Source organism: Nocardia grenadensis, assembly GCF_050942415.1.
In the GTDB taxonomy this organism is placed as follows: Bacteria; Actinomycetota; Actinomycetes; order Mycobacteriales; family Mycobacteriaceae; genus Nocardia; species Nocardia grenadensis.
Map to the genome: position 1 here is coordinate 4,448,023 of NZ_CP192054.1, position 15,101 is coordinate 4,463,123.

The 15,101-nt window shown below is 69.3% G+C and carries 11 protein-coding genes; 7 read left to right on the forward strand and 4 right to left on the reverse strand.

Going from position 1 to position 15,101, the window contains the following annotated elements; genetic code table 11:
• Positions 1-55 precede the first annotated feature (55 nt).
• Positions 56-292: a DUF3039 domain-containing protein gene (locus tag ACQPYS_RS20265; protein ID WP_063040327.1), complete on the reverse strand. Its 237-nt coding sequence runs from the start codon at positions 290-292 to the stop codon at positions 56-58.
• 291 nt (positions 293-583) lie between these two features.
• On the opposite strand from ACQPYS_RS20265, the gene ACQPYS_RS20270 reads away from it, so the two are divergent.
• From ACQPYS_RS20270 to ACQPYS_RS20280, 3 genes are all read left to right on the forward strand, one after another.
• Positions 584-1,024 (forward strand): DUF3099 domain-containing protein, encoded by a 441-nt coding sequence (locus tag ACQPYS_RS20270; protein WP_039825702.1) that lies wholly within the window; start codon positions 584-586, stop codon positions 1,022-1,024.
• An 85-nt stretch (positions 1,025-1,109) separates the two neighbouring features.
• A complete protein-coding gene (locus tag ACQPYS_RS20275) occupies positions 1,110-2,633 on the forward strand; it encodes a DUF7059 domain-containing protein (protein ID WP_433490471.1) in 1,524 nt (507 codons plus the stop codon).
• 175 nt (positions 2,634-2,808) lie between these two features.
• Positions 2,809-3,777, forward strand: coding sequence for a sigma-70 family RNA polymerase sigma factor (locus tag ACQPYS_RS20280; protein WP_063040202.1), 969 nt, complete (start codon positions 2,809-2,811; stop codon positions 3,775-3,777).
• 185 nt (positions 3,778-3,962) lie between these two features.
• Here ACQPYS_RS20280 and ACQPYS_RS20285 read toward each other — a convergent pair whose 3' ends face one another.
• Together ACQPYS_RS20285 and ACQPYS_RS20290 are read right to left on the reverse strand one after the other, a co-directional pair.
• Positions 3,963-6,662, reverse strand: coding sequence for a GNAT family N-acetyltransferase (locus ACQPYS_RS20285; RefSeq protein ID WP_433490472.1), 2,700 nt, complete (start codon positions 6,660-6,662; stop codon positions 3,963-3,965).
• A complete protein-coding gene (locus ACQPYS_RS20290; protein ID WP_063040329.1) occupies positions 6,655-7,920 on the reverse strand; it encodes an acetoin utilization protein AcuC in 1,266 nt (421 codons plus the stop codon). Before ACQPYS_RS20290 ends, ACQPYS_RS20285 begins: the two co-directional genes overlap by 8 nt.
• A gap of 183 nt (positions 7,921-8,103) precedes the next feature.
• On the opposite strand from ACQPYS_RS20290, the gene ACQPYS_RS20295 reads away from it, so the two are divergent.
• Together ACQPYS_RS20295 and galE are read left to right on the forward strand one after the other, a co-directional pair.
• Positions 8,104-8,790 (forward strand): metal-dependent transcriptional regulator, encoded by a 687-nt coding sequence (locus ACQPYS_RS20295; RefSeq protein ID WP_063040204.1) that lies wholly within the window; start codon positions 8,104-8,106, stop codon positions 8,788-8,790.
• Between the two features lie 3 nt (positions 8,791-8,793).
• Positions 8,794-9,774, forward strand: a complete 981-nt coding sequence (gene galE / locus ACQPYS_RS20300; RefSeq protein WP_063040206.1) for a UDP-glucose 4-epimerase GalE — start codon at positions 8,794-8,796, stop codon at positions 9,772-9,774.
• A 17-nt stretch (positions 9,775-9,791) separates the two neighbouring features.
• Here galE and ACQPYS_RS20305 read toward each other — a convergent pair whose 3' ends face one another.
• Entirely contained in the window at positions 9,792-11,159 is a 1,368-nt protein-coding gene (locus ACQPYS_RS20305) for a DUF4192 domain-containing protein (protein ID WP_063040208.1), read from the reverse strand.
• A gap of 415 nt (positions 11,160-11,574) precedes the next feature.
• Here ACQPYS_RS20305 and ACQPYS_RS20310 point away from each other — a divergent pair, with 415 nt between their 5' ends.
• Both ACQPYS_RS20310 and ACQPYS_RS20315 read left to right on the forward strand, forming a co-directional pair.
• Positions 11,575-12,516, forward strand: coding sequence for a PAC2 family protein (locus tag ACQPYS_RS20310; RefSeq protein ID WP_433490473.1), 942 nt, complete (start codon positions 11,575-11,577; stop codon positions 12,514-12,516).
• A gap of 77 nt (positions 12,517-12,593) precedes the next feature.
• Positions 12,594-15,092: a DEAD/DEAH box helicase gene (locus ACQPYS_RS20315; RefSeq protein ID WP_433490474.1), complete on the forward strand. Its 2,499-nt coding sequence runs from the start codon at positions 12,594-12,596 to the stop codon at positions 15,090-15,092.
• The last annotated feature ends 9 nt before the right edge of the window (positions 15,093-15,101 follow it).

The window sequence follows — 15,101 nt, forward strand, 5'->3', positions numbered from 1 at the left end:
CCTCGGCGCACACTCAGGTGGAGCCGACGGCCCTACGGGCCCGGTCCGGATGCAGTCAGTCGCCCTTGCGGAGGGACTCGTAGACCTTCTTGCACTCGGGGCAGACCGGCGAACCGGGCTTCGGCGAACGCGTCACCGGGAAGACTTCCCCGCACAGGGCGACCACCATGGTGCCCATCACGGCACTCTCGGCGATCTTGTCCTTCTTCACGTAGTGGAAGAACTTGGGGGTGTCGTCACCGGTGGTCTCGTCGGTGGTCGTATCGGGGCGGACCAGAGTATCGGTACTCACGCCCTCCATGATGCCGCATCACGGCACCCCGTTCGCACGATCACCCCCGCGACCGGGCAGTACCCGGCGTGTGGCGGTGGCGGCCACCACCGTCCCACCGGTGCGGGCCGACGGGCGACACGCCTACGTGAAACCGGTCGTCCGCCCGGGCGAAGGCGCATTCCCTCCGCCCACAGGCGATGACGATCCGGCACCATCTCGACGAGGCCGGACCCGGCATCACGCCCACCGCGCACGGTTACCGGCGGACGCGTTGTACACGGTAACGGCGATAGTGCAAGACTCGAAGGTATGCAGCAGCACGGCGAAGACTCCGAGCGCGGCTCGGAGCACCTCGACGCCGGTGCGAGCGGTCCCGGCGCGCCCCCCGGCACACCGCGGCCGGCCCGTCCCTCTCGTTCGCGCGGATACTTCCCCGGCGACGACGCCCGGCACGCGGCGCTGATCACGAAGGCGGCCCCGTCCTTCGAGGAGCAGCACCGGGCCCGGGTCCGGCGGTACACGATCATCATGGCGTTCCGGATCCCGGCGCTGATCCTGGCCGGGGTGGCCTACACGGTCTTCGGCAATGCCCTGATCTCGATCCTGATCATGGCGGCTTCGGTACCGCTGCCCTGGATCGCGGTCCTCATCGCCAACGACCGGCCGCCGCGGGACAAGAACGAACCCAGCCGCTGGGACCGTCCACGTCCCGCGCTGGAGGAACGCCGGCACGACCAGATCGACGGCTAGACCGCTCGTCATCGCCGACTCCGGCCACACCGCCACGGCGGTGCGGCCATCCGGCCGTCACCGCAGGGGTGGCAGAGTTACCGCTGTGCCCACCTACGGATCGACTGTCCGCTCACCGCTGACCGCCCTGTGCCCCGCCCTGCGCACCGCGCTGACCGGGGTGGGATACGACGCCGACACGCTACTCGAAACGCTGGGCGACGACGCGCACAGCGCCCTGGGCCGCGGAGAACCGGTACCGGTGCGCCGGGCCGCACGTACCGCCGGTGAACTGGGTTCGCTCGTCCGGCTGCTGCTCCTCGGTGACGCGCTGGACGAGCGCGAGGCCGCCGCGGCGCTGGCCCCGGTCCGGATCGACGAGGCCGTGGCGGCGGGACTGCTGACCCGCTCGGGCGGCGAGATACGCGCGGCGTTGGACCTGCGCCCGACCGATATCGGTGCGGGAAACCGCTGGATCCTGTCCGATCTCGACGAGTCGATGCACCGGCGCACCCTGACCGAGGATCATGTGCTCGGGGTCGGCCATGCTTCGCTCTCACTACTGCGGGCCACCCCGACGGCACCGGTGGGCTCGGTGCTGGATCTGGGCACCGGCTGCGGTATCCAGGCCGTACACGCCGCCTCCTACGCCCGCTCGGTCACCGCCACGGATGTGAACCCACGCGCGCTGTGGCTGGCCGAGGCCACCGCGGCGCTCAACGATCTGGATATCGACCTGGTGCCGGGATCGTGGTTCGAACCCGTCGCCGGGCGGCGGTTCGATCAGGTGGTGGCCAATCCACCCTTCGTGGTCGGGCCCGCCCGGGTCGAGCACACCTACCGTGATTCCGGGCTCGCCCTCGACGGCGCCAGCGAACTGGTGATCTCGGGTGTCCCCGAGCTACTGGCCCCCGGCGGGACCGCCGCGGTGCTGGCCGCCTGGGTGCACACCGAGGACCGGGATTGGCGGCAGCGCGTCTCGAGCTGGTTGCCCGCGCACGGTATCGACGCCTGGGTCGTCCAGCGCGATGTCGCCGACCCCGCGCTGTACGTGGGCACCTGGCTGCGCGATGCCGGCCTCGATCCACGCACCCCCGCGGCCCAGCAGCGGGCCGAGGAATGGCTGACCGCGCTGGACCGGGCCGAGGTGACCGGTATCGGTTTCGGTTTCGTCTACCTGCGCGCCGTGGACGCGCCGACCGAAGTGCTGGCCGAGGACCTCACCCACGGCTTCGACGATCCGCTGGGTACGGAAGTGCTCGCCTACTTCCAGCGATCCGCCTGGTTGCGCGAGATCGCCGCGGATCCGGACCGGGCCCGGCGCTCGCGCTACCGGATCGACCCGGCGACCGCGCTCGAGCGGGTGTCGCTGCCGGGTGAGCAGGGCTGGGAGCAACAGGTGGTACGCCTACACCGGGGCGATGGACCGCGCTGGCAGCATGAGGTGGACGAGACGACGGTCTCCCTACTGGCGGGAATGCGGTCCGACGGCCTGCCGTTGTACGAACTGATCGAATTGCTGGCACTGTCACAGGGAGCGGAGGAGGTTTCCCCCGAGTTCGCGGATGCCGCCCTCGGAGTGGTCACCGGTTTGGTGCGGCATGGGGTGATCCATCCGGTGCCGCACTAGAGCGACGCCCCACCGCGTGTTCCGCCGCCTGCCGAGGCGCTCTCGTTCTCAGGAACTTCTCAGAACGCCACAGTGATAACTGCAGTTCAGAGCGGTTTATCCGTGCCCGGCGAGGGAACTTTCCCTATGTCGGGTCCGTTGTTCGGAGTGAGACACCACCGACAGGAGGCAAGTCATGACAAGCCCCGCCACTACTCGTGTGCGCCCCACCGATTCGGACCTCGACGCTCAGAGCCCCGCCGCCGACCTGGTACGTGTGTACCTGAACGGAATCGGCCGGACCGCGCTGCTCACCGCTGCCGACGAGGTCGAACTGGCCAAGCGCATCGAGGCGGGTCTCTACGCCCAGCACCTGCTGGAGACCGGCAAGCGTTTGTCGGCGACCCGCAAGCGTGATCTGGCCATGGTCGTCCGAGAGGGCCAGGCCGCGCGGTCGCACCTGCTGGAGGCCAACCTGCGCCTGGTCGTCTCGCTCGCCAAGCGGTACACGGGTCGCGGGATGCCCCTGCTGGACCTCATCCAAGAGGGCAATCTGGGCCTGATCCGCGCGATGGAGAAGTTCGACTACGCGAAGGGCTTCAAGTTCTCGACCTACGCCACCTGGTGGATCCGGCAGGCGATCACCAGGGGGATGGCCGATCAGAGCCGCACCATCCGGCTCCCGGTCCATCTGGTCGAACAGGTCAACAAGCTCGCCCGGATCAAGCGCGAACTGCATCAGCAGCTCGGGCGGGAGGCCACCGACGAGGAGCTCGCGTCCGAGTCGGGTATCGCGGTGGAGAAGATCGCCGATCTGCTCGATCACAGCCGCGATCCGGTGAGCCTGGACATGCCGGTGGGTAACGACGAAGAAGCCCCGCTGGGCGATTTCATCGAGGACTCCGAGGCCACCTCGGCCGAGAGCGCCGTGATCGCCGGTCTGTTGCACCACGACGTGCGCAGCGTGCTCAACACCCTCGACGAACGCGAACAGCAGGTCATCCGCCTGCGGTTCGGACTGGACGACGGCCAGCCGCGCACCCTGGATCAGATCGGCAAGCTGTTCGGCCTGTCCCGGGAACGGGTCCGGCAGATCGAGCGCGAGGTCATGTCCAAGCTGCGTAAGGGCGAGCGGGCGGACCGGCTGCGCGCCTACGCGAGCTGATAGCGACACCTGTCAGGGAAACGGTGACCGGCCGGTTTCGGCCGGTCACGCTGTATCGATGCCCCGTCTGCACGGCCTTATACCCGGTCGGATCACGCTGTGCCGGGGCCGGCAACCAGCGGCCTGCCGGCCGGTCCGGCGGAATGGCCCCGAGAAGGCCCGGCACGGGACCCGCTGCCCGATTCCTATCCCAACCGGCGTGGCCCGGTGTCGAAGCGGCTCGGCTGCGGACCGATCCGGGCGCGGGCATAGAGGATCGCCGCCGATTCCGGGGCGGCCAGCACCGGCTCGAAGGACAGTTCCCGTAGTTCGGGGAGATCGTCGAACATCGCCGAGATACGCCGGGTGAGTTCGATGAGAGCCGCTTTGTCCACCCGGGGACTCGCCGGGGTCCCGTTCAGTAGCGGGGCGGCACGCGGTGCGTCGATCAGCGCGGCGGCTTCCTGGGCCGACAGTGGCAGCGCCCGATAGGCCCGATCGCCGAGGAGTTCGATGATCGGCCCGGAGAGCCCGAATTCGATGACCGAGCCGAACGCCGGGTCGTCCTGCACCTTCAGCACACAGCCGACGCCCTTGGGGGCCATCCGCTGGATGTGCAGGAGCGGGTCCCCGCACAGCTCGACCAGATCGCGATAGGCCTGGCGTACCGCGTCCGGACGCCACAGGTCCAACCGCACCCAGCTCATATCGGGGCGGCGCCGCCAGCTCTCATTGGTGGCCTTCGCCGCCACCGGATATCCCAGCGCCTCGGCCGCCGCTACGGCCGCCTCGGCATCGCGGACCGCCCGGAACTCCACCACGGAGATGCCGTAGGACTCGAGCAGTAGGACGGTCTCATCGTCGGTCAGCCACCGCCCGGCCGGATCGGTCGTCCACTGCTCCATCAACCGCACGGCCCGCTCGCTATCGATACCGGTTGGTCGCCCGTTCTCGTCGCCGGTGTGGATGGTCTCGGAGTCCGGGAACGCGGGCAGGTCGCGCCAGCGCGCGTAGCGATGCACTCGGGCCAGCGCGCGGACCGCGCGCGCCGGGTCGGGGAAGGACGGAATGGATCCGCGGATCGCGGCCGCGCCCGGACCGCGGACGGCCAGCAGGTTCGGGATGCCGTCCCCGCCGGCGAAGGTGGTGAGCACCGGCTTGGTCGCGGGCACCGAGGCCACGGCCGCCCGGATCGCCTCGGCATATCCGCTCTGCGGCAGCGGGATCGGTGGTGCGAAGATCACGATCACCGCATCGGTGTTCTCGGCTTCCAGTGCCGCGGCGACTGCGATCCGGAAGTCCTCGGGGGTGGCCTGTGGACCGAGATCCACCGGCTGGACCACGGTGAGCCCCTCACTGCGCGCCGCGTCGGAGGTCAGCCAGTTGAGCGCGGTGCTGTTGCCCACGACGGCCGGCCGGGGTCCGCGGGGCAGCGGCTGGTAGCCCAGCAGGGCCGCGCAGTCGAACATCTCGGAAATCGAATCCGCCTGCACCACACCGGATTGCGCGAAGAGATCGCGGACGATGGATCGATCCAGCCCGCCGTCCGACATCCCGCGGGCGGCCAGCCGGCTGGGACTGACCGCGACGATCGGTTTGTTGCGGGCCACCCGGCGCGCGATACGGGAGAACTTCCGCGGATTACCGAAACTCTCCAGATACAGCAGGATCACCTCGGTATCGGCGTCGGTATCCCAGTACTGCAGCAGATCGTTGCCGGAAACGTCGGCGCGGTTACCGGCGGAGACGAAGGTGGACAGTCCCAGATTGCGCGTGGCGGCCTCGGCGAGGATGGCCACCCCGAGCGGCCCCGACTGACAGAAGAAACCGATCCGTCCGCGGCCAGGCAACAGGGTGGCCAGCGTGGCATTGAGACCGACCGCCGGGTCGGTGTTCGCGATGCCCAGCGCACTCGGCCCCACGACGCGCATGCCGTGCCCCCGGGCGGCCGCGACCAGTTCGGCCTCCGCCCTGCGGCCCTCCTCCCCCGTCTCCCCGAACCCCGCCGACAGCACCAGTAGGCCTTTGACGCCCTTGGCCATACAGTCGTCGAGCACCGATCCGATGGCGGCGGCGGGTACCGCGACGACGGCAAGGTCCACCTCGTCCGGGATATCGCGAACCGTCGGATACGCGTGGACGCCGCGGACCGAACGCCGCTCGGGGTTCACCGGGTAGACCGCACCCTGGAACGTTCCGTCCAGCAGATTGGCCAGCACCACACCGCCGACGCGGGCGGTGCTCGGCGTCGCGCCGATCACCGCCACCGAACGCGGGGCCAGCAGGTTGCCCACACTGCGTGCCTCCGAGGCACGTTCCCGCGCGTCGCGCACCGAGCGCAATGCCTCGGTGGGGTCGATGGCGAATTCCAGATGCAGCACCGAACCGTCCCGACTGCGTTCCACCTGGTAGCCGGCCTCACGGAACACGGTGACCATCACGGTGTTCTCGGCCAGCACCTCGGCGACGAAGGTGTCGATCCGGTTCTCCGCGGCTGCCCCGGCCAGATGTTCCAGCAGGATCGACCCGAGCCCGCGCCCCTGATGCTCGTCGGCCACCACGAAGGCGACCTCCGCCGCGCGCGAGCCGGCCCGGTCCAGGATCTCGTAGCGCCCGACGGCGATTATCGCGTCCCCGAGGACCACGACGAGTCCGACCCGGTCCCGATAGTCGAGGTGAGTGGTGCGGTGTAGATCCTTCGGCGATATTCGCGGGTACGGCCCGAAATAGCGCAGGTAGCGGCTGCGCTCGGACAGTGCGGTGTGGAATCGCTGCAGCTCGTCGGCGTCGGCCGGGGTGATCGGGCGCACCCGCACCACACCGCCGTCGGAGGCCAGGACATCGGCCTGCCAGTGCAGCGGCGCCGGCGGCGGATGGTCGGGAGCACGGTCGGCGGGGTCAGTCACGCGGATCCTCCGGGTCCAGGCCGAGCGGGCCGAAGCACGCTCGGCGGGTGGCGAGAACGGCCGCATCGACGGCGTGCTGGGCGCGGTCGAATCGCGCGTCCCCGGTTTCGGCGGTCCCCCCGGGACCGTCCCAGCGCCGGAACGCGATATCCACACCGTCGCCCATGGTGCGAGGCGGTGATATCCGTGGCCTGTCGGTGTGCACGAGATCGATCCAATCCTGCGGTATCGGGGCCGCCGGGTCCACCGGGCGGTCGAGCGCGATACCCAGGAGATGGGTCCAGGCCCGGGGCACCACCCGCACCAGGCCGTACCCGCCCCCGCCGACCGCCAACCACCGCCCCTCGGCATATCGGTCGGCCAGCTCGCGCATCGCCAGGAAGGCCGCCCGCTGCCCCTCGATACCCAATTCGAGCTCCGCGAGCGGATCCTCGCGGTGGGTATCCACCCCGCACTGGCTGACCACCAGCTGGGGCCGGAACGCCGCCACCGCGCCGGGTACGACCGCGTGGAAGGCGCGCAACCACTGCGGATCGCGGGTCCCCGGCAGCAGCGGGAGATTGATCGCGGTGCCGTCTCCGGGGCCGCTACCGGTCTCGTCCGGCCAGCCGGTGTTCGGCCACAGTGTGGCGGGATGCTGGTGGATCGATACGGTGAGCACCCGCGGATCCCGATAGAACGCGTGCTGTACCCCGTCACCGTGATGGACATCCACATCGAGGTAGGCGATCCGGTCGAACCCGTGGTCGAGCAGCCAGGAGATGGCCACCGCCGCGTCGTTGTACACACAGAAACCGGCGGCCCGGCCCGGCATGGCGTGATGCATACCGCCACCGATGCTCACCGCCCGTCGTGTGGCGCCCGTGGCGATGGCGTGGGCCGCGGCCAGGGTACCGCCGACGATCACCGAGGCGGCCTCGTGCATTCGGGGGAACACCGGATTGTCGCTGGATCCGAGCCCGTAGGGCGGGTCGACCGGTAGATCACCCACTGTCTCCCGCGGCACCGCCGAGCGGACCGCCTCGATATAGGCGCCGGTGTGTATCCGGAGCAATTCCGCGCGGCCGGCCGCGCCGGGCTCCAGCAGTTCGATTCCGTCGAGTATCCCGAGCGAGCGCGCCAGCGCCATCGTGTACTGCAGACGCACCGGTTTCATCGGATGCTCGGGGGTCCACGAGTAGTCCAGGAAACGGTCGGTCCACACAACGGTCCCCGGTTCGCGGGGGCCGGGGTTCACGTCCGGCGGTGCAGTGGCCATGATCGCAACCGTATCGGGAAGGGTGAAACCCCATCGCACGTTGTCATGCAGTAGAAATACATGTATGCGCGACTGCGGCGTCGGGCCGCGCGCCGAATGTATTCCCATCGCGTCAGGCGACCCGTTCGATTCGACCGGGGTCGCTGGTGCGCAGGTAGAATTCGTGCCGACGAAGGGGCAACAGTGAAGGATCTGGTCGACACCACGGAGATGTATCTCCGTACCATCTACGACCTCGAGGAGGAGGGCGTAGTACCCCTGCGGGCCCGGATCGCCGAGCGCCTCGAGCAGAGTGGCCCCACGGTCAGCCAGACCGTGGCCCGGATGGAACGCGACGGACTGCTGCTCGTCGCGGGTGACCGGCATCTCGAACTGACCGAGAAGGGCCGCAGTATGGCGGTCGCGGTCATGCGTAAGCACCGGCTGGCCGAGCGGTTGCTGGTGGATATCATCGGCCTGGACTGGCAGAACGTGCATGCCGAAGCCTGTCGCTGGGAACATGTGATGAGCGAGGATGTCGAACGGCGGCTCGTCGAGGTGCTCAACCACCCCACGACCTCTCCCTACGGCAACCCCATCCCCGGCCTGGACGAACTCGGTATCTCCGCGGCCCAGTCGCTGGAGGAACCGCTGAAGCGGTTGTCCGAACTGCCGCAGGGCCGTACGCACGCGGTGGTGGTGCGCCGGCTGGCCGAACACATTCAGACCGACCCCGAGGTGATCGGCCGGCTGCGGGAGGCCGGCGTGGTGCCCGACGCCCGGGTCACCGTCGAGAGCAAACCGGGTGCCGTCGTCATCACGGTGCCGGGCCACTCGGGGTACGAACTGCCCGACGAAATGGCCCACGCCGTTCAGGTGAAGCTGGTCTGATCGATGAAACTTCTGGTCACCGGCGGAGCCGGATATGTGGGTGGCGTCTGCGCGCTCGTGCTGCGGGAGCAGGGACACGAAGTGGTGGTCCTCGACGATCTGTCGACGGGTAATGCCGACGGGGTGCCCGAGGGCGTCGAATTCGTCGAAGGTGATATCGCCGAGGCCGCGCCGGACTTGCTGCGCGCCCGGCAATTCGACGGAGTTCTGCATTTCGCGGCACAATCGCTGGTCGGCGAATCGGTACAGCGGCCCGAAAAGTACTGGCACGGCAATGTGGTGAAAACCCTCGCGCTGCTGGACGCGATGCGCGAAACCGATACCCGGCGACTCGTCTTCTCCTCGACGGCGGCGGTGTACGGCGAGCCGGAACAGGTTCCGATCACCGAGGAGGCACCGACTCGCCCCACCAACCCGTACGGCGCGTCGAAGCTGGCGATCGATCACGCCATCACCTCGTATTCCGTCGCCCACGGGCTGGCCGCCACCAGCCTGCGCTATTTCAATGTGGCCGGGGCCTATGGCGGCCTCGGCGAGAACCGGGTGGTGGAGACGCATCTGATTCCGCTGGTGCTGCAGGTGGCCGCGGGACACCGGGATTCCATTTCGGTATTCGGCACCGATTGGCCGACCCACGACGGCACCGCGGTCCGCGACTACATCCACATCCTGGACCTGGCGCAGGCACATCTGCTGGCCTTGGAGACCGCCGCGACGAGCACCCATCGGGTGTTCAATCTCGGCAGCGGTACGGGCTTCTCCGTACGCGAGGTGATCTCGGCGTGCGAACGGGTCACCGGCGGGCCCATCGCCGCGGTCGATGCCCCGCGCCGCGCCGGTGACCCGGCCGTGCTGATCGCCTCCAGCCGGCGCGCGATCGACGAACTCGGCTGGCGACCCGAGCACAACGACCTCGACGAGATCGTCTCCACCGCCTGGAGTTATCTGCGGGGCCTCGGCTCGCGCGCACACAGCGCACGCTGATCCGGGCGCAGCGGGCCTCACCACACGGCGGCCGGGTCGACGCCGAGGGCGGTGGCGGCGTCGCGGCCGCACTGCGCCAGATCGCGGAGGCGTTCGGGTCGCATACCGGCCTCCAGCGCGGTATGCAGCAGGGCCGCCATCGAGTGGTGCGGCTCGGCGTCCAGCGCCGCGTCCAGGGCGATTCCGGCGAACGGGCCGTCGCCTCGCACATAGGCGAAATAGCCGAGCAGGGTCGCCGCTTCCGCTCGGTCGGCACCGTCCAGCGCACGGGTCAGCAGGGCCAGTAGGCTTTCGGCCGCTTCGGCGTGCGCGGTATCCGCCACGGCGAAGAGGGCGTCGCGGACCTCACGGTCGCGCAGGGCCACGGTGATCTGGGCGAGCTCCCGGGCATCGAGTCCGGGGCCGGATTCGGCGTTCGCGATGAGCCAGAGCACGGTCATCAGTTCGCCGCGCAGATATCCGGCCGGATCACCGCGCTGCGCGGCGGCCACATATCTGTCCTTGGCGCGATTCCTGGCATCCTGCAGTTCGCTCGACACCCGCGCACGCAGCATATCGTCCGGGGCGACCAAGGCGGTCAGTTCGTCCCGGCTACGGCGGATCGGCCGCCCGTCCAGAACCCGGTCGAGGGTCACCGTCGAGGCCACCGGATCGGCGATCCGCCCGCGGCACGGTGGACCCGTCACACTCCACCACGGCTGCCCGGCCGCGATCGACCGAGCGGCCCAGGCGCCGCGCACCGGCACCGCACAGGATGCCAGTTGCCGTTCCAGTTCTCCGAAGACCGGAATCCGTTGCGGTCCGGCCGGTTCCCCCTCGGTCAGCGCATCGTCCACCAGGACGGCTAGCACTCCGACCACTCCTGGGCGGGCACAGATCCGGGCGGCCGCGGCGGCCACCGTCTCGGTATCGGACGGCGCGCCGGTGCCGGGATGGCGCAGATCGAAGCGCACCACGAGATCGATGACCGCACTCTCCGCCGTGGACGCCGCGCACAGGACGGCCAGCACCAGCGAACGCTCCGGCCGGAAGCCGAGCATGGCGGGGAGCGCGGCGAGCAGATCTCCCGGGTCGTCGAGCCGGGCGGGTCCGGTCCGGAGCGGGCGGTCGTACTCGTGACCGGCCCGGTCGGCGCAGCGGGCTCGCGTAGCCGCGGCGTACTCGTAGGTAGGCCGCCCGGGGAGGCGCGGGGCGGAAGCGTTCCCACCGGATGCCGGGGGCGACGGAACACGTGAGCCGCCGGGTGCGGTCAGCGCCCGCGCGGTGGGGCAGCGTCCCGCGGCCCGGTGCGCGCGGGGCGGCGCGGCGCCCGGGCGGCCGCCCCGGTGCGGGACCGGCCGGGCGTCGGCGGAGGGGGAATGGGAGAACGGCGCAGCGGAAGTCATGGCCCGAGCATGCGGTATCGGATCTCCCGCAGTCTTGGCGTGAGCTGGGAAAACACCGGTCCTCAGGAAGTCTGTGGACAACTCGGGGTTGTGGACAACTCCGGTCAGCGGCCTGCCATGGCACCGAGACCGGGTTACCGGCCGGGAAATGGGGTACGTCCCCCAGCGGAGTGTGCCAGACTCCCCGGTGCGTTCACCGGCCACAAGTCCACACCGATTCCCCGACCCGCCCGCCGGGAGCGGGGAATTCACCGGCGGCGACCGCTGTTGTCAGCACAGAGAGCCGATGTACGGCCGCGTGTGGCCCGACATCTGCATGGGGGACAATGGAGGCGATTCGCGGCACGCGGCACGGCAGCGGATACCAGCAGTGTTGCCCGACCGCCCGCACGGATCGCGCAGGAAGGAGTACGCGATGGACTACGAGTCGCGAATGTACGAACTGGAGTTCCCCGCTCCGCAGCTGTCGTCCGACGACGGTTCGGGGCCGGTCCTGGTGCACGGCTTGGAGGGGTACTCCGACGCGGGTCACGCGGTCCGGCTGGCCACGACCCACCTGCGGGAGAGCCTGGAGAGCGAACTCGTCGCCTCGTTCGATGTGGACGAGCTGCTGGACTATCGCTCGCGGCGCCCCCTGATGACCTTCAAGACCGATCATTTCTCCGAGTACGCCGAGCCCGAGCTGAACCTGTGGGCGCTGCGCGATACCGGAGGCACCCCGTTCCTGCTGCTCGCCGGCATGGAACCGGATCTGCGCTGGGAGAAGTTCACCACCGCGGTCCGGTTGCTGTCCGAACAGCTCGGTGTGCGCCGCAGTATCGGTCTGAGCGCCATCCCCATGGCGGTTCCGCACACCCGGCCGCTGGGGCTCACCGCGCATTCGTCGAACCGCGATCTCATCCCGGAAAACCAGCGCTGGCCGGGTGAACTGCAAGTACCCGCGAGCGCGGCCACGCTGCTGGAGTACCGCATGGCCCAGCACGGGCACGAATCGCTGGGTTTCTCGGTACACGTCCCGCACTATCTGGCGCAGACCTCGTACCCGGAAGCCGCGCAGACCCTGCTCGAACACGTCGGTGAGAACGCGGGCCTCGAGTTCCCGCTCGCCGCGTTGGGCGAGGCGGCGGCGCGGGTACGCGAGCAGGTCAACGAGCACATCGCGGGCAACGCGGAGGTGGAGACGGTGGTGCACGCGCTGGAGCGCCAGTACGACACGTTCGTCAGCGCCCAGGAACGGCAGTCCAGCCTGCTGGTAGGTGAGGGTGAGCTGCCCAGCGGCGACGAGCTGGGCGCCGAATTCGAGCGTTTCCTCGCCGAGCAGGGCGGCTACACCGGCGACGACGACGAACGCGGCTGATACGTCCCGGCGGGTGAGACCCGGCACACGCCTACCGTGCCGGTGATCGACCTGCGGCAGCACGTAGGGTGTCCGGGGTGGATCTGACCGAACTGCTCGAGATACCGGGGACCGACGCCGACGCACTGTATGAGTCGTTCGCGATATGGGCCGCCGAGCAGGGTACCGCGCTCTATCCGGCTCAGGACGAGGCGTTGCTGGAGCTGGCGGCCGGGTCCCATGTCATTCTCGCCACCCCCACCGGTTCGGGGAAATCACTGGTCGCTGTGGGCGCCCATCTCTTCGCGCTGACCCGGGGGCTGCGCAGCTACTACACCGCGCCGATCAAAGCGCTGGTGAGCGAGAAATTCTTCGCACTGTGCGAGGTTTTCGGCGCCGAACGGGTGGGCATGGTGACCGGAGACGCCGCGGTGAATCCGACCGCGCCCATCATCTGCGCCACTGCCGAGATCCTCGCCAACCTGGCGTTGCGGGAGGGTCCGGAGGCCGATATCGGGCAGGTGGTGATGGACGAATTCCATTTCTACGCCGATCCCGACCGCGGCTGGGCCTGGCAGGTGCCGCTGCTCGAACTGCCCCGCGCGCAATTCCTGCTCATGTCTGCCACCCTCGGCGAGGTCGATTTCTTCGCCGCCGACCTCGAACGCCGCACCGGCCGCGCGGCCGCGGTGGTCGCCGGTACCGAGCGCCCGGTGCCGCTGCATTTCTCCTACGCGCGTACGCCGATCACCGAAACACTGACCGAGCTGGTCACCACGCATCAGGCCCCCGTGTATGTCGTCCATTTCACCCAGGCCGCGGCGCTGGAGCGAGCGCAGGCGCTGACCAGCGCGAACTTCGCCACCCGGGCCGAGAAGGACGCCATCGCGGAAGCGCTGGGCGGCTTCCGCTTCTCGTCCGGTTTCGGGAAAACGCTGTCCCGCCTCATCCGGCACGGCATCGGCGTCCATCACGCCGGGATGCTGCCCAAATATCGCCGGTTGGTGGAGCGCCTCGCCCAGGACGGATTGCTGAAGGTCGTCTGCGGTACCGACACGCTGGGCGTCGGGATCAATGTCCCGATCCGCACCGTGTTGTTGACCGGTCTCACCAAATTCGACGGTGTGCGCACCCGGCGGCTCAAGGCCCGGGAATTCCACCAGATCGCCGGGCGGGCAGGGCGAGCCGGTTTCGACACCATGGGCACCGTAGTGGTGCAGGCACCCGAGCACGAGGTCGAGAACACCCGGTTGCTGGCCAAGGCCGGCGACGATCCGAAGAAGATGCGCAAAGTGCAGCGCCGCAAACCCCCCGAAGGTTTCGTCTCGTGGAGCGAGGAAACATTCGACCGGCTGGTCGCGGCCGCGCCCGAACCCATGGTGTCGCGTTTCGCGGTCACCAACGCCATGCTGCTGAATGTGATCGCGCGGCCGGGCAACTGCTTCCGGGCCATGCGGCATCTGCTGGAGGACAATCACGAACCGCGCCCGGCGCAGCGGCGCCATATCCTGCGCGCCGTCCGGCTGTACCGGGCGCTGCGCGACGCCGGTGTGGTGCAGCAACTGTCCGAACCCGACGAGCACGGCCGCTACGCACGGCTCACCGTGGACCTGCAGCGGGATTTCGCATTGGACCAGCCGCTGTCACCGTTCGCCCTCGCCACCTTCGAACTGCTCGACAGCGCGTCGCCGAGCTACGCGCTCGATATGGTGTCCCTGGTCGAGGCCACCCTCGAGGATCCCCGGCAGCTGCTGATGGCCCAGCAGCACAAGGCACGCGGGGAGGCCGTGGCCGAGATGAAGGCGGAGGGTATCGAGTACGACGAGCGGATGGAACTGCTCGAGGACATCACCTGGCCGAAACCGCTCGCCGAGCTGATCGAGGGCGCCTACGAGACCTACCGAGCCGGGCATCCATGGCTGTCGGAGTTCGCGCCGTCACCGAAATCGGTGGTGCGCGACATGGTCGAACGGGCCATGACTTTCACCGAACTGATCTCCTACTACGAACTCGCCCGCTCCGAAGGGGTGGTGCTGCGCTACCTCGCCGACGCCTACCGCGCCCTGCGCCGGACCGTGCCGGAGTCGGCGCGCACCGAGGAACTCGACGATCTCACCGAATGGCTGGGCGAGCTGGTGCGGCAGGTGGATTCCAGTCTGCTCGACGAATGGGAGCAGCTGACCGGGCCGGGTGCGGAGACCGATGCCGGGCAGATCGCGTTCGGTGGGGAGAGCGTGCGCCCGGTCACGGCCAACGAGCGCGCGTTCCGGGTGATGGTGCGCAATGCCGTGTTCCGCCGGGTCGAACTGGCCGCCCGCCAGCGCTGGGACGAGCTGGCGGAGCTGTCCCCCGGTCCGGACTGGGCGGCCGACCTGAGCCCCTATTTCGATGAGTACGACACCATCGGTACCGGTCCCGACGCGCGCGGTCCGCAACTGTTCCGGGTCGAGACGCGGCCCGGTTTCTGGCAGGTGCGCCAGACCTTCGACGATCCGGCGGGCGATCACGGCTGGGCGCTGTTCGCCACGGTCGACCTGGCCGAATCGGATGCGGCCGGTGATGTGGTCTTCGACGAGGTCACGGTGGTGTCGGGGTGATCCCGCGCG